At 70.4% G+C, this 18,283-nt stretch carries 19 protein-coding genes, 1 tRNA gene and 1 pseudogene; 8 read left to right on the top strand and 13 right to left on the bottom strand.

What is annotated here, in order from left to right:
- Positions 1 to 6 precede the first annotated feature (6 nt).
- A complete protein-coding gene (locus J3P44_RS19570; protein ID WP_255892154.1) occupies positions 7 to 849 on the bottom strand; it encodes an SCO6745 family protein in 843 nt (280 codons plus the stop codon).
- An 86-nt stretch (positions 850 to 935) separates the two neighbouring features.
- Between J3P44_RS19570 and J3P44_RS19565 the strand changes: the two genes are divergently transcribed.
- Entirely contained in the window at positions 936 to 1,139 is a 204-nt protein-coding gene (locus J3P44_RS19565) for a hypothetical protein (protein ID WP_255892153.1), read from the top strand.
- A gap of 63 nt (positions 1,140 to 1,202) precedes the next feature.
- On the top strand, positions 1,203 to 2,126 hold the full coding sequence (locus J3P44_RS19560; RefSeq protein ID WP_255892152.1) for a hypothetical protein: 924 nt from the start codon (positions 1,203 to 1,205) through the stop codon (positions 2,124 to 2,126).
- 18 nt (positions 2,127 to 2,144) lie between these two features.
- Here the strand turns inward: J3P44_RS19560 and J3P44_RS19555 are convergent, their stop codons facing one another.
- The 4 genes from J3P44_RS19555 to J3P44_RS19540 form a co-directional block, all read right to left on the bottom strand.
- Positions 2,145 to 3,482 (bottom strand): MFS transporter, encoded by a 1,338-nt coding sequence (locus J3P44_RS19555; RefSeq protein WP_255892151.1) that lies wholly within the window; start codon positions 3,480 to 3,482, stop codon positions 2,145 to 2,147.
- A complete protein-coding gene (locus J3P44_RS19550) occupies positions 3,479 to 4,438 on the bottom strand; it encodes a carbohydrate kinase family protein (RefSeq protein ID WP_255892150.1) in 960 nt (319 codons plus the stop codon). The genes J3P44_RS19555 and J3P44_RS19550 overlap by 4 nt, the downstream gene beginning before the upstream one ends.
- A 19-nt stretch (positions 4,439 to 4,457) precedes the next feature.
- Entirely contained in the window at positions 4,458 to 5,699 is a 1,242-nt protein-coding gene (locus tag J3P44_RS19545) for an AGE family epimerase/isomerase (RefSeq protein WP_255892149.1), read from the bottom strand.
- Between the two features lie 93 nt (positions 5,700 to 5,792).
- A tRNA-Tyr gene (locus tag J3P44_RS19540) sits at positions 5,793 to 5,874 on the bottom strand.
- Positions 5,875 to 5,957: 83 nt separating this feature from the next.
- Between J3P44_RS19540 and J3P44_RS19535 the strand changes: the two genes are divergently transcribed.
- The 4 genes from J3P44_RS19535 to J3P44_RS19520 all read left to right on the top strand — a co-directional run bounded on the left by J3P44_RS19535 (position 5,958) and on the right by J3P44_RS19520 (position 8,485).
- On the top strand, positions 5,958 to 6,449 hold the full coding sequence (locus J3P44_RS19535; protein ID WP_255892148.1) for a YajQ family cyclic di-GMP-binding protein: 492 nt from the start codon (positions 5,958 to 5,960) through the stop codon (positions 6,447 to 6,449).
- 129 nt (positions 6,450 to 6,578) lie between these two features.
- Complete coding sequence (locus tag J3P44_RS19530; RefSeq protein ID WP_255892147.1) at positions 6,579 to 7,157, top strand: NUDIX domain-containing protein; 579 nt, start codon at positions 6,579 to 6,581, stop codon at positions 7,155 to 7,157.
- A gap of 130 nt (positions 7,158 to 7,287) precedes the next feature.
- The gene (locus J3P44_RS19525; RefSeq protein WP_255892146.1) at positions 7,288 to 7,728 is read left to right on the top strand and encodes a hypothetical protein; all 441 of its coding nucleotides are present in this window, start codon (positions 7,288 to 7,290) and stop codon (positions 7,726 to 7,728) included.
- A 226-nt stretch (positions 7,729 to 7,954) separates the two neighbouring features.
- Positions 7,955 to 8,485, top strand: a complete 531-nt coding sequence (locus J3P44_RS19520; RefSeq protein WP_255892145.1) for a hypothetical protein — start codon at positions 7,955 to 7,957, stop codon at positions 8,483 to 8,485.
- Here the strand turns inward: J3P44_RS19520 and J3P44_RS19515 are convergent.
- Both J3P44_RS19515 and J3P44_RS19510 read right to left on the bottom strand, forming a co-directional pair.
- Complete coding sequence (locus tag J3P44_RS19515) at positions 8,482 to 9,783, bottom strand: APC family permease (protein ID WP_255892144.1); 1,302 nt, start codon at positions 9,781 to 9,783, stop codon at positions 8,482 to 8,484. The two genes, J3P44_RS19520 and J3P44_RS19515, sit on opposite strands and share 4 nt — an antisense overlap.
- Positions 9,780 to 10,460 carry a pyridoxamine 5'-phosphate oxidase family protein gene (locus J3P44_RS19510; protein WP_255892143.1) on the bottom strand — a complete coding sequence of 227 codons (681 nt, stop codon included), beginning with the start codon at positions 10,458 to 10,460 and terminating at the stop codon, positions 9,780 to 9,782. Before J3P44_RS19510 ends, J3P44_RS19515 begins: the two co-directional genes overlap by 4 nt.
- A gap of 71 nt (positions 10,461 to 10,531) precedes the next feature.
- Here J3P44_RS19510 and pdxR point away from each other — a divergent pair, with 71 nt between their 5' ends.
- Entirely contained in the window at positions 10,532 to 11,878 is a 1,347-nt protein-coding gene (pdxR, locus tag J3P44_RS19505; protein WP_255892142.1) for a MocR-like pyridoxine biosynthesis transcription factor PdxR, read from the top strand.
- Between the two features lie 47 nt (positions 11,879 to 11,925).
- On the opposite strand, the pseudogene J3P44_RS19500 reads toward pdxR, so the two are convergent.
- Positions 11,926 to 12,762: pseudogene (locus tag J3P44_RS19500) on the bottom strand (GlxA family transcriptional regulator); the annotation flags it as partial.
- 134 nt (positions 12,763 to 12,896) lie between these two features.
- On the opposite strand from J3P44_RS19500, the gene J3P44_RS19495 reads away from it, so the two are divergent.
- Positions 12,897 to 13,532, top strand: coding sequence for an isochorismatase family protein (locus tag J3P44_RS19495; RefSeq protein ID WP_255892141.1), 636 nt, complete (start codon positions 12,897 to 12,899; stop codon positions 13,530 to 13,532).
- A 27-nt stretch (positions 13,533 to 13,559) separates the two neighbouring features.
- Here J3P44_RS19495 and J3P44_RS25620 read toward each other — a convergent pair whose 3' ends face one another.
- The 5 genes from J3P44_RS25620 to J3P44_RS19470 are packed head-to-tail and all read right to left on the bottom strand — an operon-like array spanning position 13,560 to position 17,988.
- Positions 13,560 to 14,210: a cobalamin B12-binding domain-containing protein gene (locus J3P44_RS25620; RefSeq protein ID WP_255892140.1), complete on the bottom strand. Its 651-nt coding sequence runs from the start codon at positions 14,208 to 14,210 to the stop codon at positions 13,560 to 13,562.
- Positions 14,211 to 14,258: 48 nt separating this feature from the next.
- Positions 14,259 to 15,236, bottom strand: a complete 978-nt coding sequence (locus J3P44_RS19485; RefSeq protein ID WP_255892139.1) for a sulfate/molybdate ABC transporter ATP-binding protein — start codon at positions 15,234 to 15,236, stop codon at positions 14,259 to 14,261.
- Positions 15,237 to 15,247: 11 nt separating this feature from the next.
- Entirely contained in the window at positions 15,248 to 16,057 is an 810-nt protein-coding gene (locus J3P44_RS19480) for a sulfate ABC transporter permease (RefSeq protein WP_255892138.1), read from the bottom strand.
- Positions 16,050 to 16,928 carry a sulfate ABC transporter permease subunit CysT gene (gene cysT, locus J3P44_RS19475; RefSeq protein WP_255892137.1) on the bottom strand — a complete coding sequence of 293 codons (879 nt, stop codon included), beginning with the start codon at positions 16,926 to 16,928 and terminating at the stop codon, positions 16,050 to 16,052. The genes J3P44_RS19480 and cysT overlap by 8 nt, the downstream gene beginning before the upstream one ends.
- 4 nt (positions 16,929 to 16,932) lie before the next feature.
- Positions 16,933 to 17,988: a sulfate ABC transporter substrate-binding protein gene (locus J3P44_RS19470; RefSeq protein ID WP_255892136.1), complete on the bottom strand. Its 1,056-nt coding sequence runs from the start codon at positions 17,986 to 17,988 to the stop codon at positions 16,933 to 16,935.
- Between the last annotated feature and the right edge of the window lie 295 nt (positions 17,989 to 18,283).

Here is an 18,283-nt window from a genome sequence, read left to right as displayed (position 1 = left end):
GCGCGCCTATCTCGACCCTGTGGCCCGCAGCCTCGTGGCGACGGGCTCGAGCAGAGCGATCAGCTGGTCGACCTCGAGCGGCTCGAGGCCGCCGTAGGGAGCTTCGGCCAGTGCGTCAGTGAGGGACTCGATCCGATCCTTCGTCGCACGCCCAGCGTCCGTGAGGTGGCCCGCGTCATCGAGGAGGCCGCGGGCCCGCAGGCCGTTCATGACCTCAGCGAGCCTGGCCCGCGGAAGGTGGTGGATCCGGCCGAACGACTCTGCCGGGTAGATGCCCATGTCGAGGGCGCTGAGCACGTGGGCCTCCGTCCCGCCGATCTGCTCAGACATGAGAGCGACGACATGGCCGTCCCCGCGGTGCTCGCGAAGCGTGTTGGCCGCGTGCCAGAGCCGGGCCACCGGCTCCTGCGGCATCGGGAGCACGCGTAGTGCGGCGTACATCACCCGTCCTTCCGTCGGGGCACTGGTCGCGGCCCTGGCGAGGAGATCGGCGGCGCGTGAGAGCCCAGGACCGTCCACGAGGTCACCGAGGATCCGCCGCAGCGCTGCCACGCACCCCTTCTCGCGCGCCGCGTGCGCCGCCTCCGGCGTGGTCGTGTCCCAGACCTGGGGAATGTGGCGCGCCACCTCACCCTCAGCGAAGCTGTAGAAAGCGGCGTGGACCACCTCGGCCGAGACACGCCCCAGCGGAGCAGCGCGTCCGGCGAAGTAGCCGTCCCAGTAGTTGTTGAAGCCGAGCGCCGCCATGGCCTCGTGGGGCTCCTCGGCGAAGAAGTTCACCAACGTGATCGGCTCTGTCAGGTCGAAGAGTCGGCGGGCGACCGGCTGCACGTGCGGCATCTGTGTCATCTCCTGTTCCTGACGGCGCCTACCGGGCAGCCTCTCGACATGCGCGGCAGTTCGCCCGTTTGCATCGTCAGCATATGCTGACACTCGTGAAGACCTCAGTGGATGCGGACGACGACGGCGGCGTGATCCCCGAGCTGGCCGCCGTGCGGGAGGCCAAGCGCGACCTCGCACGGCGCGAGGAGGTCGCCGTACGCCGGGCGCGCCACGCCGGACTGAGCTGGGCCGAGATCGGCACCCTCCTCGGCGTCACCCGGCAGACGATGCACCGGAAGTACCGCAAGGTCGGCTGACCGGCTCACAGCGAACGGTGCGCCGCCGTCCCGACCCACGTCGGAGCGGCTAGGTTCGCCTCCATGACTCGGGGGACTCGGGCGCGCGTCGCCGCGCTCATCACGACACTGCTGACCATCCCGCTGCTCACCGCGTCGCCGCCGTCTGCGGCAGGACCTGTGCCTGCGTCCGCGAGCACGGCCGAGCGCACGGTCACGTGGCTGCCCGGCGGTGGACAGACCGTCTTCGGCAAGCAGCGGTTCCTGACGGCCTACTACGGCACTGCCGGCACCGGATCGCTCGGCGTGCTGGGAGAGACCGACCCGGACCAGGCCTTCCAACGGATCAGTCGTGCCGGCGGACGGTTCCTGCGCGGCAAGGAGCGACTGCTCCCCGTCTACGAGCTCATCGTCACCGTGGCCGACGGCGAGGACCACCCCGGCACCGACGGCGACCATGCGCACGACGTCCTCCACAGTCGCGTGCAGTCCTACATCGACGCCGCCCACCGCAACGGGGCGCTGCTGGTGCTGGACCTCCAACCCGGCCGCAGCGACTTCCTCACCGTGGCCAAGCGGTGGGAGTGGGCGCTGCAGGACCCGTGGGTCGGCCTGGCCCTCGACCCCGAGTGGCGCGTGGGGCCTGCCGAGTTCCCCGGTCAGACGATCGGGTCGGTCTCGGCCCGGGAGATCAACCGCACCGCCGGCTGGCTGGCGCGTCTCACCCGCGACCACGGACTCCCGGAGAAGCTGTTCGTCGTCCACCAGTTCACCCACGGGATGGTCCCCGACATCCGCAAGGTACGCCGCCGCGAAGGCCTGGCGATGGTCCAGCACATCGACGGGTTCGGCAACCCCGCGGACAAGATGATGACCTACCACGGGGTCGCGGTGCCCCGGAAGTTCACGATGGGGTTCAAGATCTTCTACGACGAGGACGTCCCGCGCATGCGCGCGGGGCAGGTCCGGCGCTCGCTGCCGGACGTCCGGTTCGTCTCGTTCCAGTGAGCGGTAGGCCGTAGACGCCTACACACCCTCGGTGCCGATGCCTGGGTGGACGAACGGTCGGCCGGCCTTCATCTGCTCGATCGAGCCCGGGTGCACGCGGGCGAGGTGGGCGAGCCCGCGCCGCCGGTAGCGCAGCGTCTGCACGACGCCGAGTGCCCAGAAGACGTACTGCACGGCCATCGCGAGCTTGAAGTCACCGAGCGTGTAGGCGTCCATGCCGCGCGGCTCGGACAGGTCGAGCACCACGCCGATCAGGGCCATGGTCAGCAGCGAGGCCGTGAAGCCGCCCACGTTGACGAGACCGTTGGCCCGGCCGATGGCCTGGGTGGGCGTGAAGGAGCGCGCGAGGTCGAAGGCCACCATCGCCGCGGGACCGCCGCTCGCGGTGGCGAATGCCATCGCCACCACCAGCCAGTCCGGCGCCGCGCCCGGCCACAGCAGCACCGCGGTCCACGGCACCACCATCGTGATGACCACCCCGATCACGATCCACGAGCGGTAGTAGGGCAGCCGCGCCACCAGGCGGGCGAGGACCAGCCCGCTCACCACGGCCCAGGCCGTCATCGCCATCAACAGCGTGCTCGCACCGCCCGTCGTCCAACCGAGTCCTTGGACGAGGAACGGGTAGCCCCACAGCAGCGTGAAGACGGTGGCGGAGAACTGGGAGACGAAGTGGGACCACATGCCCAGCCGGGTGCCCGGGTTTCCCCAGACCGTACGGACCGACTCGGCGAGGGCGCGGAGCTTGATCGCCACCACCTCGTCACGGCGGTAGGGCGAGTCCTTCACCAGGACGAGCACCGCGACCAGCAGGACGACGCCGACGCTCGAGGTCAGCGCGAACGCCTGCGTCCAGCCGAGCTCGTGCAGGAGGTAGGACAGCGGCGCGGCCGCGGCGATCGCGCCGATCTGGCCGGAGAGCCCCGTCAGCTGGGTCACCATGGGTCCTTGCCGCACGAGGAACCACGCCGTGACCAGCCTGATCACGCTGACGAACACCATCGCGTCACCAGCGCCCACCACCGCGCGGGCCACGACGGCGCCGACGAAGGACTCGGAGAAGGCGAAGCCGAGCTGTCCCGCCGTCATCAGCACCAGGCCACAGACCAGCAGCGCGCGCGAGCCGAAGCGGTCCAGCAGGACGCCCACCGGCACCTGCATCCCGGCGTACACGACGAGCTGGAGCACGGTGAACGTCGCCAGGCTGGTGGCGCTGATGTCGAACCGTTCGGAGGCGATGATCCCGGCGACGCCGAGCGAGCTGCGGTGGAAGACCGCCAGGATGTAGACCGCGAGCCCGACGAGCCAGATCACCCAGGCCCGGCGCCTGCCGATGTCGTGGATCTGCTCGGTCACTCCTCGCCCTCGGGACCTGCACCTGCGCCCAGGGCGGCGCTGAGCTCGGCCCGGTGCGGCGGGTCGGCGCCGGGACGCGAGACCGTGATCGCGGCACCGATCGCGGCGGTGCTGACGGCGTCGAGGACGTCGCGGTCGGAGAGCGCGCGCAGAGCCGCGGCTCCGGCGGCGCCGCTCACCCCGAGGGAGAGCAGGGTGTCGATCAGGACTCCGCTGAAGGTGTCGCCGGCACCGACGGTGTCCGCCACGAGCACCGGGACCCCTGGCACGTCGAGCATGGTGCCGTCAGGGCGTACGGCGACGGCACCCTCACCGCCACGGGTGACCACGACGAGGCCGGGCCCCTGCGTCGCCCAGCGGGTGGCGGTCTCCACCGGGTGGTGCCCGGGGAACAGCCAGGACAGGTCCTCGTCGCTCACCTTGACCACGTCGGAGAGCCCGACCAGCTCCTCGATCCGGGCGACAGCAGCGCGCCGGTCGGGCGTCAGCGCGGGTCGGGCGTTGGGGTCCAGCGAGACCAGGGTCCGGCCGTGCCGCGCTCGGACCGCGTCGAGGACGACGTCGGCCCCCGGCTCGAGCACCGTCGCGATCGAGCCGACGTGGAAGACGTCGCAGTCCTCCTGCGGCACCTCACTGAGGTCCCAAGCGAGGTCGAAGTCGTAGGTCGCGGCACCGGAGGCGTCGAGGGTGACGGCCGCGCTCGACGTACGTCCGCTGGCGGGCCGCTGGGCGAGCACCGTCACGCCGCTCGCCTCGAGCCAGGAGGTCACCAGCTCCCCACGGGCGTCCTCTCCCAGCACCGTCGCCAGCCGCACGTCACGCCCGAGCCGGCCAAGCGTGATCGCGACGTTGGCGGGACTGCCGCCGGGGAGGTCCTGGGGCCGGCCGTCCAGGTCGGGGACGACGTCGACGAGCGCCTCGCCCACGACGAGGACCCGCGGCTGTGCGTCCGTCATGGGCCCATCATGCCGTTGCTCACGCCCAGGCGGACGAGGCCACCGCTCGGGCGAGACCCGGCGCCAGCGGGAGACGCGGGAGGAGCGTGGCCTGTACCGCGTGGTAGAGGTCCGGCTTGCCCGGCCACACCGACGCCTGCGGGTGGTTCGTGGTGTCGAGCTCGTGGTGCCACGAGCCTCGTGCCGCGTCGCGGACGTGCTCGACGACGTAGCTCCACCACTCCGCGTACCGCTCGGCGAAGGCTCCCTCCCCAGTGCGTCGGTGGAGCGCGGCCGCGGCCGCGATCCCCTCGGCGGCCACCCAGTGCATGCGCGCACGTACGACCGGTGTGCCGTCCCAGTCGGTGGTGTAGACGAACCCGGGCGCGCCGTCGACCTGCCAGCCGTCGGCGACGGCCCGGTCGAAGAGGAGGCGGGAGGCCTCCAGCAGGCCGGCTGGCGCGTCCGTGCCGAGGGTGGCCTCGACGTGCAGCAGTAGCCGCGACCACTCCAGGCCGTGGCCGACGGTCGCGCCGAACGGCTTGAAGGGGTCGTCGGGGCGGTCCCGGTTGAGCTCGAGGTGGGGCGTCCAGTCCGGCCCGAAGTGCTCGGGGAGCCGGCCGTCATACGCCGTCGCGAGCCCGACGACGAACTCCGAGATCCGCCCTGCCCGGTCGTGCCAGACGGCCTCGCCGGTCGCGTCGCCCACCGCCAGCATCGCCTCCACGGAGTGCATCGCCGCGTTGAGCCCGCGGTAGGGCGCTGGCGCGGTCCAGGCCCGGTCCCACTCGTCGAGGACCCGGCCTCGTCCCTGGTCCCAGAAGCGCTGCTGGAAGACCTGCGTCGCCTCGCCGATGAGCTCTTCGGCGCCCGGCAGCCGGGCAGTCAGGGCGGTCGAGCCCGCCAGCATGACGAAGGCGTGGTCGTAGCAGGACTTGCCCGTGCCGACGGGTGCGCCGTCGGCGTCAACGGCACCGAACCAGCCGCCGTGGGTGTCGTCGTGCAACGTGGTCCGCAGCCCGGCGAGCGCCGCGGTCGCGATCGGCGTACAGCCCTCCACGCCCAAGAGGGCGCCCAGCGCGTAGACGTGGACCGTACGACTGGTGATCCAGGTGTGGACCGGGCGGCCGAGGTCGGGCGATCCGTCCTCGCCGAGCCACGCGGCACCGCCGAGGGGGTGGATGACACGGCGACCGAACTCCAGCAGGCGTCGGCACTCCAGGTCGAGCCACTCGGCGTCCGGTCCGGCCCCACCGCTCGGGGTCGACGTCACGTCACTCACCCGGGAAGTCACGCAGACCGGCGGCACCGGGTCAAGGAATGTGTCCCGAAATGACCACTCCCGGACCCGCTGCGCGAGTCCGGGAGTGAGGTGTGGCAGGTAGAGGATTCGAACCTCTGTAGGCGTTGCCGGCTGATTTACAGTCAGCTCCCTTTGGCCGCTCGGGCAACCTGCCGGGCCGTGCGGAACAATAGCAAGGCACGGACACCGCTACGAATCGCCGGGTCACCCGGCAGCCCCACACGAAGGAGGCACAAGATGGCTGACTCGAGCTTCGACATCGTGAGCAAGCTGGACCGCCAGGAGGTCGACAACGCTCTGAGCCAGGCGGCTCGCGAGATCGCCAACCGGTTCGACTTCAAGGGCACCGGTGCGAGCATCGAGTGGAAGGGCGAGAAGGCCATCGAGATCACCGCCTCCGCCGACGAGCGCGCCAGCGCGGTGCTCAGCGTCTTCCAGGACAAGCTCATCAAGCGCAACCAGAGCCTCAAGATCCTCGACGCCTCCGAGCCCCGCCAGTCGGGGCAGGTCTCCAAGATCGACATCGTGCTCAAGGAGGGCATCACCTCCGAGGACGCCAAGAAGATCTCCAAGCTGATCCGCGACGAGGGCCCCAAGGGTGTCAAGGCCCAGGTGCAGGGAGAGGAGCTCCGCGTCTCCTCCAAGAAGCGCGACGACCTGCAGGCGGTCCAGCAGCTGGTGAAGTCGCAGGACTACGACTTCGCGGTGCAGTTCACCAACTACAGATGATCCACGCGTTTCTGAGCGTGGAACGGCGGGCAGTTCGCGGGTTCATCGAACAAGCGGCTTCTCGAATGTCCGGATGTGCCGAGGTCAGGCGGGCGTAGGCCTGGCGGCGGCCCTGCTAACTTCCGCGCCATGACAGCTGATGTTGGTCGGGAGCCTGAACTCATCGCGGTGGAGAGCGCCGTCGTCTACGAAAACCGGTGGATGACTGTGAGGGAGGACAAGACTGTCTCCCTCGACGGTCGGGCGGGCATCTTTGGTGTCGTCGAGAAGCCTGACTTCGCGTTGGTGATCCCCTACGCGGACGGTGGATTCCACTTGGTGGAGCAGTACCGGTACCCCGTGCAGGGCCGGTACTGGGAGTTCCCCCAAGGGTCGTGGGAGACCGAGGAGGACGTGGCGCCCCTGGAACTCGCCCGGGGCGAGTTGCGCGAGGAAACGGGGCTGCGCGCCGGGTCGATGAAGATCATCGGGCACCTGTTTGAGGCATACGGCTACAGCAACCAGGGGTTCCACGTCGTGCTGGCCACGGACCTGATCCCGGGAGAGCAGGCACTCGAAGACACCGAACAGGGTCTCGTGACGCGCTGGGTCGCGGAGGACGAACTCTGGGAGATGGTGGCGACTGGCAGCTTCAAGGACGCACCATCTCTCGCTGCGCTTGCCCTCTTTGGTCGCTATCGCCGCACAAGCGACGGAGGGGTCGAGTAGGCGTCGAGTTCTTGGTAGGGACGCGCCAGGGTGGCGAATTCCGGGCACTTCACTACCCGAGGTGTTGCAACGACCGCCTGAGCCCGCACCGATGATCGTCGCTTTCGGTGTCCGCTCATAGGATCCCAGCGTGGGCGTTCTCTTCGACTACTTCATCGCCACCGACGACGGTGCAGCCGCGGCAATCATCGATCGCGACGGCGGACCGGGCTCCTTGCCGACAGTTGTTGACGCGGGATTCGACCCGCTAGTACAAGCAACCACGCTCGAGGAACTTCTCACCGGCCAGGCCTATGACGACATCAGTGATCAGATCGGGTGGGGACGGGTCGTTGCATCGCGGGAGGGTGGCGAGAGGACCGTTGTTGTGGTCTCCAGCGGGCTCGTCGACGCGCTGGCCTCGGCGGATGACACAACCCTCGCCGCTGCGATGGTTCCGTGGGTGCGTACAGAGGAGTTCTGGGGCGCAGCCGACCCTGACGAATTGCTTCAGGTCGTCCGCGACCTAGCTGCCCTTGCACAAGAAGCGAAGCGAACGAACCAAACGGTCTACTGCTGGACCTGCGTCTAGAAGCGCGCCCATCTGCCGCGACCGGAACTCACGCCGAGGTAGCGTCCCTGCCGTGTCGCCGGCGGACTCCACCCACTCCGTCTTCGACCGTCTCTTCAGCGACGCGGTCCCCGCTCTCCTCAGTGGGAGACACCGTCAGGACGAACCCCCCGTCGATGGTGGACGCTGGCCGGTCAGTGTCGTCTGTCTCCCGGGCGAGCGATCCCGCGGTGTCCTCACAGAGGTGATGGACGAGGCGTTGGTCCATGCCGGTCCGGGCCACTTCGAGACTGGTCGGGCGGATGCGAGTCACTTCACGGTCCGCGCGCTGGAGCCCTACCGAGAAGCCGCCAGCCCTGCAGACGAGATCAGCGCGGCCTGGGTCGCGGCACTGGAGCACGTGGGCAGGGAGTCGCCGCCCATCCGACTGCGCCTCACCGGAGTGACGCTGTCAGTCAGCGCGGTCATGGTGCAGGCCGAGCCCGTCGATGAGGCGCCATGGGAGCTCATGCGCCGACTAAGCGACGCCCTTGGCCCGCTGGCTTGGTTCGAGGAGTTGCAGCGTGACATCTGGTATGCGAGCGTCGTGCACTTCGCCGCGCCGATCCTCGACTCGCGGGGTCTCGTCGACTGGGCGGAACAGCGTCGGCGATCTCTCTCACATGACGTGGTCCTCGACTCGCTGACACTGACCCGCTTTCGCTACTGCGCGAACGGCGGGCGGCGTCACATGGCCACGGAGCCTTGGCACCGCGTCGACCTCGCCGGCTCCGGCTAGGTCGGGTCACCCGCTGACGGCACCGGCACCGGCAGTCCGACCGTCACGCTCGCCCTCGAGGATCGGCGCAGCGTCCAGCACAGCCCGGCCAGCCCGGTCGCGAGAGGCAGCAGCACGGCAGGGCCGGTCAGCACGACGAGCCCGACCGACGCGACGAACGACACGATCGCCGCTGCGCGGGGCCAGCCGCCGGGCAGCAGTCGTACGGCGGCCGCCGTCCCGACGACGTAGACCAGGGCGAAGGTCCCCGTCGTGACCAGCAGCGTGGCGTCGGTCGGCTGCCCGAGCGCGGCCTCGCCCACGGTCACCATTAGACCCAGGCCGGCGACGAAAGCCAGCGCGTGTCGCGGCGTACGACGGCCGTCGCCGACGTCAGAACCCAGCCACCGCGGCGCCGCGCCGGCGATCGCCAGCGACACCCCCAGTCGGGAAGCACCCGCGAAGTAGGCGTTGATGGCGCCGACGGTGAGCAGTACGGCGACCACGGTCGTCAGTGGTCGCGCCCAGTCGCCGAAGGCCCCGGCCAGCAGGTCGGCCAACGGGGCCCGCCCGGCCGCGCCGCCCAGCACGGCGACGGTGACGAACGCGATCCCGAGGTAGAGCACCGTGACCACCGCGAGCGTGGTCGCGGTGGCGCGGCCGATGTCGCGGCGGGGGTCGCGGTACTCCGCGGACAGCGAGCTCACGATCTCCCACCCCGCGAACGCCCACACCAGCAGCGCGGCCGCCGCGCCGACTCCCGACCAGCCGTGCGTCAGGAACGGCGTCAGGTTGTCGACGTCGACCCGCGGCAGCGACACGACGATGGCGACGAGCAACAGGGTGGCGATCACGGCGGCGATGCCGAGCTGCACCCGTGCCGACACCTGGATGCCCACCCAGTTCAGGACGGCGACGACCGCGATCACCGCGGCGGTAACCGCGACCTCGGTGTTCCGTCCGCCGCCGGCCGCGTCGGCGACGTACGAAGCGGCGAAGCCGGCCGCGACCGGTGCCCCGATCGGGATCGCGAGGAAGAAGCCCCAACCGACCATCGTCGCCACGCGCTCGCCGAACGCGAGCCGGGCGTACGTCGACACGCCTCCTCCGTCGGGGTGACGCGCCCCCAGCGCCGCGAACGTCGCCGCCAGCGGCACCGAGACCAGCAGCAGCGCCGCCCACGCGACGAGCGAGGCGGGACCCGCCGCGTCGATGGCGAGGGCGGGGAGCGAGATCACGCCGGTGCCCAGCACCGCCGCGAGGGTCAGTGCGGTGCCCTGCAGGACCGACAGCGAGCCGCTCCCGGCCGGCGCCTTCATCCGAGCGCCTTCGCGCGCGAGACGACGTCCGCGGGGACCTCGTCGTGGGAGTCGGACGCGCTGACCGGCGGCAGGGCGATCCGGCGCAGCGGGATGTGACCGGCCCAGACGCCGGTGGCCACGTCGTCGGGTGTGTCCTCGGGGCCGCCGGCGCGCTCCTTCATCGAGGCCTCCCGGAGCGGGAGGGCGAGGACGGCGGTCGCCGCCAGCTCCTTGCGCGTCGCGGCCCGCAGCGTGGCGGCCCGTCCCGGGACCATGTGGTCGATGATCCGGTCGAGTGCGTGCTGACGCTCGGCCGGGTCGTCGACGACGCGCACGCGGCCGATGACCACCGCGGACCGATAGTTCATCGAGTGCCCGAACCCGCACCGAGAGGCGACCAGCCCGTCCAGCTCGGTGACGGTGACGCACACGTCGGTGGCGATGGCCGCACGCAGCCAGCCGGCACCGGTCGACCCGTGCAGGTAGAGGGTGCCGTCGTCGTCGGGCCCGTCGGGATCGACCGCGAACGCGGTCGGCAGCACCACGGGGTGGGTCGTCCCGTCGCGCGTCACCACCACACCGAGGTGGGCGACCAGGGCGTCACCGACCAGCGCCAGCATCCGGCTCCGTTGGCCGACCGCGCGCTCCGACTCGCGGGTCGGAGTGGTCCTGGGGGTGGGCGACAGCTGGGACATGGCACTAGCCTGCTCAACTATTGGCCCGTGGTCACGAGCCACTTTCCGACGATTTCTACAGGACACTTCTGATGAAGACGCTGCCCGTCCGGCTCGACCGCGACCGACGCGAGCCGCTCGGCGTACAGCTGTCGACGCAGGTCCGCGACCTCGTCGTCGCCGGGTCCCTCGCGCCCGGCGACCGGCTCCCGAGCACCCGCGCGCTGGCGGCCGACCTCGGGGTGGCCCGAGCGGTCACCGAGCAGGCCTACGACCAGCTGCTGGCCGAGGGCTGGGTCACCACCCAGCAGGGCGCCGGCACCTTCGTGGCCTCGGGCGGGGCTCCCCCGGCTGCCGCCCGGCGCCGCCCGCACCGCCCCGTCACCCCTGACCTGATCACCCTCGACCTCGGCTCCCCCTGGATCGACCCGAGGCACGCTGCGGGCTGGCGACGCGCCTGGCGGGAGGTGTCGGCGGCGACGCCGCCGGCGGGCTATCCCGACCCGCGCGGCATCGTCGAGCTCCGGGTCGCGATCGCCGAGCGGTTGGGCCGCACTCGAGGACTGACCGTGGACCCGGACGAGGTGCTCCTCACCTCAGGCACGACCGACGGCCTCCGCCAGCTGCTCCCCCACCTGCCGGGCGGGCCGATCGGAGTGGAGGATCCCGGCTACCGCGCGGCGGTCGAGTGCGTACGCGTCGCCGGCCGCGAGGTCGTCGACCTGCCGCCTTCCAGGCCGATCGCGATGCCGGGGCTGGCCGCGGCCTACGTCACGCCCGCCCACCAGCACCCGCTCGGCCACGTCATGCCAGCCACCGACCGGCTCGCCCTCCTCGCCGCAGCGCGCGAGCACGACGCGTTCGTCGTGGAGGACGACTACGACTCCGAGTTCCGCTACGACGTCGCGCCGATCCCGGCGCTCGCGTCCCTCGACCGCACCCGGGTGGCCTACCTCGGCACCGCGTCCAAGTCGGTCGGACCTGGCCTACGGGTGGGCTGGATGGTGCCGCCGCCGGCACTCCTCCCCGCCCTCGTCGCGCATCGCGAGCACACCTACGACATGCCGTCCTGGCCCGCCCAACGCGCGCTGCTCGCCCTGCTCCGCGAGGGCTGGGTCGACAAGGTGGTCCGCACCGCTCGCCGGGTCTACGCCGACCGGGCCCCGCGCGTGGCCGCGGTGCTCGCGCCGTACGGCGAGCCGGCCGGCCCCGCCGCCGGCATGTACTCGACCTGGCTGCTGCCCGCCGCCGCCGTCCGCCGCGGTCGGGCCGCCGCCGGCGACGCCGGCTTCGACGTCTCGCCGATCTCGGCCTACTGCCGCACCGCCCGGATGAGCGGGCTGGTCGTCGGCTTCGGCGGCGTGACCGACGCCGAGCTCGACCGCGCGCTGGCGGCGATGGCCCGCGGCCTCGCGGACGAGGTGAACCTCTCACGGTAGGAGCTCGGCGTGGTGGCGTACGCCGAGACGAAGTTCTGCCGGAACGTCACCACGCTCTGGAAGCCGCATGCGACAGCGATACGTGTCATGGACCAGGACGTGGTCTCGAGGAGGCTGCGGGCCTCGTCCAGTCGGCGAGCGAGCACCCATCTCGCAGGCGTCGTGCCGGTGACCTCGGCGAACCGACGCGTGAAGTTCCGACGGCTCATCCCGGCGTGGTCCGCGAGCTCTGCGACGCCGAGGTCGCGGTCCAGGTGCACGAGCGCCCAGTCCAACGTCGGACCCAGGTGACCGACGCCGCCGGGCTCCGGCATCGGCCGATCGACGTACTGTGCCTGGTTGCCCTCCCGGTGCGGCGCGATGACGAGGTGCCGGGCCACCGTCGTGGCAGCGGCGGCGCCGAGGCGCGACCGGACGATGTGCAGACAGGCGTCCAGCGCCGAGGCGGTCCCGGCGGACGTGAGGACGTCGCCATGGTCGAGGTAGAGCGCCACCGGGTCGACGACGACGCCTGCCTGCCGCTCCGCGAGCTGAGATGTCACGGCCCAGTGGGTCACGACACTCCTGCCTGCGAGCGGCACGGAGTCCACCACCGGGAAGGCTCCCAGACAGAGGCCGGCGATGGTGGCTCCGCGCGCATGGGCCGCGCCGACGAGGGACGTGAGCTCAGGGCCGGCGGGTGGCAGGTCGCTCGGCCAGGACGGGAACACCAGGAGGTCGGCGTCGGCGACGCTCGCGGGACCACGGACGTCGTCCACCAGGAGGCCCTCGGCAGTCCGGATGGCCCGCCCGTCCTCGGTCCACACGGTGGTGTGCCACCCCGCCGCCAGCCCGAGGCGGGCGACCTCGCCGAACACGAGCAACGGCGCGGCGAGGTGGAACATCGTCATGCGGGGGAAGGCGTGCACACCGATCTGCATCCTTGGCCCAATCTCATCGAAGGTGGTCTCGACAGCCGCTCACGCTACCTGTCGATGGCGCGTCAGGCTGTCCCTGACCCCCACCACTGAGGAGAACCATGAGCAGCCCCCGCCGAGCCCTCGTTGTCGTTGATGTCCAGCAGGAGTACTTCGAGGGTCCCCTGCAGATCCAGCACCCGCCGCGGGACGAGGCCCTGGCCAACGTGACTCGCGCGATGGACCTCGCGCTCGACCACGACCTGCCCGTCGTGGTGGTGCAGCACGAGTACCCCGAGGGCGCTCCCCTGTTCGGGGCCGGTTCGGTGGGCTGGGCCTTGCACCCCGAGGTCGAGAAGCGGCTCCAGCCGTCGTGGAAGAGGATCAGCAAGGTCAACGGCAGCGTCTTCGCAGGCACCGACGTCGCCGAGTGGTTGGCCGGCCAAGGAGTCGACACCATCACCATCGCCGGCTTCATGACCAACAACTGCGACTTCGCGACCGCCGTCGAGGCCGAGGGGCTCGGCCTGGCCGCCGAGATCCTCTCCGACGCCACCGGTGCCATCCACCTGGCCAACGAGATGGGCAAGGTACGTGCCGAAGTCCTCCACGAGGCCCTCATGGTGCTGCTGCACTCGAACTTCGCCGCTGTCGGCACGACCGAGGCATGGGCAGCCGCCGTCCAGGGCGGCCAGTCACTGCCCAAGAACGACCTCGTCACCTCGGCCGTGCAGGGACGCTCCGCCTTCGCGGGCTGAGACGGGGCGACGCCGGATCCTCCGCGCTCACCAGCTCCCGGTGATCTCGGTGAGCGCGCCGACGAGGAACACCACGGCGCGCACCGGTTCGTCCGGTAGGGCCGTGGCCCCGATCTCGGCGACCGTCTGCTCGTCCGCGCCCCGGCCCGCGACGTAGAGGGCGTGGTCCTGGGCCAGTCGTCGCAGCGTCGTGGTGTGGGCGGTGAAGGCGGTGGACCGGGTCGCCGCCAGCACCACGGCGTCCGCATGGGCGGCACGTGCGGCCGTGAGGACCGCCGGGATGGGCGTGTCGGCGCCGAGGAAGCGGACCCGAGCTCCCCGCTCGCGCAACATCAGGGCCACGCAAAGCAGCACCATGTCGTGGCGCTCACCGGCGGGGCAGGCCAGGAGGACGACCGGTGACGGAGCCGACGCCTTCTCGAGGAGCTGCTGGGGCGGCATGGAGGAGAGCGTCGAGAGCTTGCGCCGCAGCATGTCGATCACGAAGTGCTCGTGCGCGACCGAGAGGGTGCCCGCCTCCCAGCGGTCACCGACCTCCTTGAGGAAGGGCAGTACGACGCCGGCGACTGCCCCCGACAGGGGGACGTCCCACAGGAGCTTGGCCATGGCCATCTCCGCGGCCTCCGCGTCGAATGCCTCGACCGCGGCCCAGAGCTCCTCCTTGGTCGTCGTGTCCACCCTCGAACGCTAGTCGGTCGGACCCGGGGACGGGGCCCCTTCAGCGGCTCAGCCCACGGCAGCCATGCGGGGAATCACGGTGGCCCCGGCCGCAGGTGTGAGCCAGACGGTGCTGCCCTCGGCGATCCCGAGGGATCGCGCATGGGTGCGCGACACCACCACGGACACCTCCTCGCCGTCCACAGTGAGGACGGTGAGGCGCACTTCGAAGCCGATCCGCAGCATGCGCGAGATCGTGCCCTCGACGCCTCCAGCAAGCCGGGGCGCCGACTCCAGCTCGATGTCGTGCGGGCGCAGGGAGATTCCGCTCAGGTGCGTGACCTCGCCCAGGAAGGACATGACGAAGTCATTGGCCGGCTCGTCGTAGAGCTGGTCGGGGCTGCCGACCTGCTCCACTCGTCCGTTGTTGATGACGACGATCTCGTCGGCGACCTCGAGGGCCTCCTCCTGGTCGTGCGTCACGAAGACGGTCGTGACGTGCACGTCGTCGTGGAGGCGACGCAGCCAGTCGCGCAGCTCCTTGCGGACCTTCGCGTCGAGCGCGCCGAACGGCTCGTCCAGCAGCAGCACCGAGGGCTCGACAGCGAGCGCCCGGGCGAGGGCCATGCGCTGGCGCTGACCGCCCGAGAGCTGCGAGGGCAGCCGATGGGCGAACTGCGACAGGTGCACCAGCTCGAGGAGCTCCTTCACCCGCCGTTCGACCTCGCTCTTGGGCCGCTTGCGGATCTCGAGGCCGAACGCCACGTTCTTGGCCACGGTCATGTGCTTGAAGACGGCGTAGTGCTGGAAGACGAAGCCGACGTTGCGCTTCTGCGGCGGCAGCCGGGTTGCGTCGGTGCCCTCGATGTTCACCGAGCCCGAGTCGGCGTTGTCGAGCCCTGCGATGATGCGCAGCAGGGTGCTCTTGCCACCTCCGGACGGGCCGAGAAGAGCGGTGAGCTGCCCCTTGGGCAGGGACACGGACACGTCGTCGAGGGCGACGAAGTCCCCGAACTTCTTGGTGACGTTCTTGACGTCGATGCTCATGGTGTTGGTCCTCAGATCTCGTGCTGCGGGCGGAGGAAGGCGACGACGACGAGGCAGGCGATGCTGACGAAGGCCAGCAGGAACGCCACGGAGTACGCCGTCGTCTGCTCGAAGTTCTGGTACTTGGCTTCCACGATCAAGGTGGCGGTCTGGGTCCGACCGGTGACGTTGCCCGAGACGACCTTGACGGCACCGAACTCGCCGAGCGAGCGCGCCAGGGACAGCACGACGCCGTAGATGACAGCCCACTTGATGGAGGGCAGGGTGATGCGCAGGAAGGTCTGCCGGCCGCTGGCGCCGAGGCTGCGCGCCGCCTGTTCCTGGTCGTCACCGATCTCGGTCAGGACCGGCACGACCTCACGGATGATGAGGGGCAGCGCCACGAAGCACGTCGCCATGATCATGCCGGGCGAGTCGTAGATGACCTGCCACCCCGCCGACTCGATGGAGGGTCCGAACCAGCCCGTGCGGCCGCTGTAGACCAGCAGCAGGGCAAGGCCGACGACCACGGGTGAGACGGACAGCGGGATGTCGATGAGCGCCGAGAGCGCCCGCTTGCCGGGGAACTCGTAGCGTACGAGCAGGATCGAGATGGTCACACCGAAGATCAGGTTGATGACCACCGCCCACAGGGCCACCATGAGCGTGAGCTGCAGGGCGGCCACCGTGTTCTCGTCGCTGAAGATCCCCACGAAGTTCGAGAAGCCGTCCTCGAAGGTCTGTACCGCCACCAGGGAGACCGGCCAGGCGACGAGCAAGAACACATAGCCCACCGCCACGGTGCGCAGCAGCCAACGGACGGGAGTCGAGACCCTAACCACGGTTGGCCACCCGCCTCTGCACGATGTCGAGTGCGACGATCACGAAGAGGGCCACCGCGAGCATCACCGAGGCCAGTGCCGCGGCCGACTGGGTGTTGCCGTTCTCGATGAAGCTCAGCACCCGGACGGAGACGACCTCTGTGCGGAACGGCAGGTTGCCGGACAGGAGCACGAGCGATCCGTACTCGCTGATCGCACGCGCGAAGGAGAGCGCCGCGCCTGCCGCGATGGCCGGGGCCAGGCTCGGCAGGATGATGCGGCGCACGATGGTGCCCCGGGTCGCGCCGAGCGAGGCGGCCGCCTCCTCGACGTCGTGGTCGAGCTCCTCGAGGACGGGCTGCACCGTCCGGACGATGAAGGGCAGCGTGACGAAGGCGAGCGCCAGCATCACCGCCCGCTCGGTGTTGGCCCACTCGAGCCCGAGCGGGCTCTGCGGGCCGTAGAGCGAGAGGAGGACCAGACCGGCCACGATCGTCGGCAGCGCGAACGGCACGTCGATGATCACGTCGAGCACCGACTTCCCCCAGAACCGGTCCCGGACCAGCACCCAGGCGATGGTCGTGCCGACGACGACGTTCACCACGGTCACGATCAATGCCTGGGTGACCGTCAGCTTGACGGCCGCCCAGGTCTGGTCGCTGGCGAGCACGTCGACGTAGCTGCTCCACCCGCCCTCGCCGGCGGTGACGATGATGGCGGTGAGCGGGATGAGCACGAGCAGGCTGAACCAGAGCATCGCCAGGCCGAGGCCGAGCCCGGCACCCGGGGTGAGCGTGTTGCGCGGCCCGGCGGTGCGACGCCGCCGGGGAGGGCGTCCGGTGGACGCCTCCCCAGCGATGTCGGCAGGCGGGCCCAGAAGGGCTGACGTCATGTCGTCACTCGCCGAGCTTCCCGGTCTCCTGCTGCACCTCGGCCACGAGCCCGAGGGGTTCGCCGTCCTCGCCGTCGGCGAAGAACTTCTCGGAGGCGGCCGGCCAGCCGCCGAAGTCATCAGCGACGGTGAACAGCGTGGTCGGCGTGGGGAACGGGTCCGCCGGGTCGTTCGCGCCCTCGACCTCGCCGGTCACCCCTTCGACCACCGGGCGGTAGCCGTACTTCAGGAAGCTGGCCTGCGCCTCCTCGGTGTAGAGGTGGTCGAGGAACGCCTGCGCCTCGGGCTCGGACTCCTCGGTGACCGCGGCGGGAGTCTCGATGAGCAGCGTCGAGTCGGGGACGACGTAGTCGAGCTCCTCGCCGTTCTGCCGCGCGAGGATGGCCTCGTTCTCGTAGGAGATCAGTACGTCGCCGACCCCGCTCGTGAAGCTGGTGAGGGCGTCACGGGCCGATCCCGGCAGCGCGACGGCGTTGTTGAAGAAGTCCACCAGGTACTGGCGGGCTGCCTTCTCGTCGCCGCCGCTGGCCTCCAGGGCGGCACCATAGGCAGCAAGGACGTTCCAGCGGGCACCGCCGGAGGAGCCCGGGTTGGGCGACACGATCTCGACGCCCTCCTCGACGATGTCCTCCCAGCCCTCGATGCCGAGCGGGTTGCCGGGACGGGTCACGATGACGACCACCGAGTCGGCGACGATGCCCTGGTGCTCGCCGGTGTTCCAGTCATCGGCCACGAGGCCGGCGTCGACCAGCCGGGTCACGTCGCTCTCCAGCGAGAAGTTGACGAAGTCTGCCGCCTGACCGCCCTCGACCGCCCGGCTCTGGTCACCGGAGGGGCCATAGGACGTGCTGAACTCGACGCCCTCCCCCTCCTCGGTCTCGGCGAACGCGGCGGTGATCTCGTTGTACGCAGTCTCCGGCGTCGAGTAGGCGACGAGGTCGATCGAGACGCCGCCGTCCTCGCTCGCGTTCGAGTTGACGGAGCAGGCGGAGAGGGCCAATCCGAGGAAGGTGGCCCCGGCCAGAGACGCCGCGAGCGCGGCACGTGAACGGATCTGCATGGGGGGACTCGACTTTCTTGATCGGTGAGCAATGTCGAGAAAGATACATGACTTTATGGACACCAAAGACATTCGTCTCGCGTGTCGTCGCTCACGGCGTGCGGATGAGTCGTCCATCACGTGGGGACAGGCGTGGGTGCGCCCGTCCCACGGTTAATGTGGGGTGTTGGGAGAGGACTCTCGAGACACGTAGGAAGCAGGCAGCAGGTGACTCCATCCGTGAAGCAGGTCAAGCAGCTGGATCGCGTGATCATCCGGTTCGCCGGGGACTCTGGTGATGGGATGCAGCTGACCG

The organism is Nocardioides astragali (genome assembly GCF_024436375.1).
Classification (GTDB): Bacteria; Actinomycetota; Actinomycetes; order Propionibacteriales; family Nocardioidaceae; genus Nocardioides; species Nocardioides astragali.
Note: the sequence above shows the minus strand (reverse complement) of the source record. Positions and strands in the feature narration are given on the sequence as shown.

Coding starts and splice junctions, on each gene's coding strand:
- J3P44_RS19570 (WP_255892154.1), bottom strand. CDS start 849: ATGACACAGATGCCGCACGTGCAGCCGGTCGCCCGCCGACTCTTCGAC.
- J3P44_RS19495 (WP_255892141.1), top strand. CDS start 12,897: ATGAGCAGCCCCCGCCGAGCCCTCGTTGTCGTTGATGTCCAGCAGGAG.
- J3P44_RS19535 (WP_255892148.1), top strand. CDS start 5,958: ATGGCTGACTCGAGCTTCGACATCGTGAGCAAGCTGGACCGCCAGGAG.
- J3P44_RS19530 (WP_255892147.1), top strand. CDS start 6,579: ATGACAGCTGATGTTGGTCGGGAGCCTGAACTCATCGCGGTGGAGAGC.
- J3P44_RS19470 (WP_255892136.1), bottom strand. CDS start 17,988: ATGCAGATCCGTTCACGTGCCGCGCTCGCGGCGTCTCTGGCCGGGGCC.
- J3P44_RS19485 (WP_255892139.1), bottom strand. CDS start 15,236: ATGAGCATCGACGTCAAGAACGTCACCAAGAAGTTCGGGGACTTCGTC.
- cysT (WP_255892137.1), bottom strand. CDS start 16,928: ATGACGTCAGCCCTTCTGGGCCCGCCTGCCGACATCGCTGGGGAGGCG.
- J3P44_RS19550 (WP_255892150.1), bottom strand. CDS start 4,438: ATGACGGACGCACAGCCGCGGGTCCTCGTCGTGGGCGAGGCGCTCGTC.
- J3P44_RS19510 (WP_255892143.1), bottom strand. CDS start 10,460: ATGTCCCAGCTGTCGCCCACCCCCAGGACCACTCCGACCCGCGAGTCG.
- J3P44_RS19515 (WP_255892144.1), bottom strand. CDS start 9,783: ATGAAGGCGCCGGCCGGGAGCGGCTCGCTGTCGGTCCTGCAGGGCACC.
- J3P44_RS19520 (WP_255892145.1), top strand. CDS start 7,955: ATGGACGAGGCGTTGGTCCATGCCGGTCCGGGCCACTTCGAGACTGGT.
- pdxR (WP_255892142.1), top strand. CDS start 10,532: ATGAAGACGCTGCCCGTCCGGCTCGACCGCGACCGACGCGAGCCGCTC.
- J3P44_RS19560 (WP_255892152.1), top strand. CDS start 1,203: ATGACTCGGGGGACTCGGGCGCGCGTCGCCGCGCTCATCACGACACTG.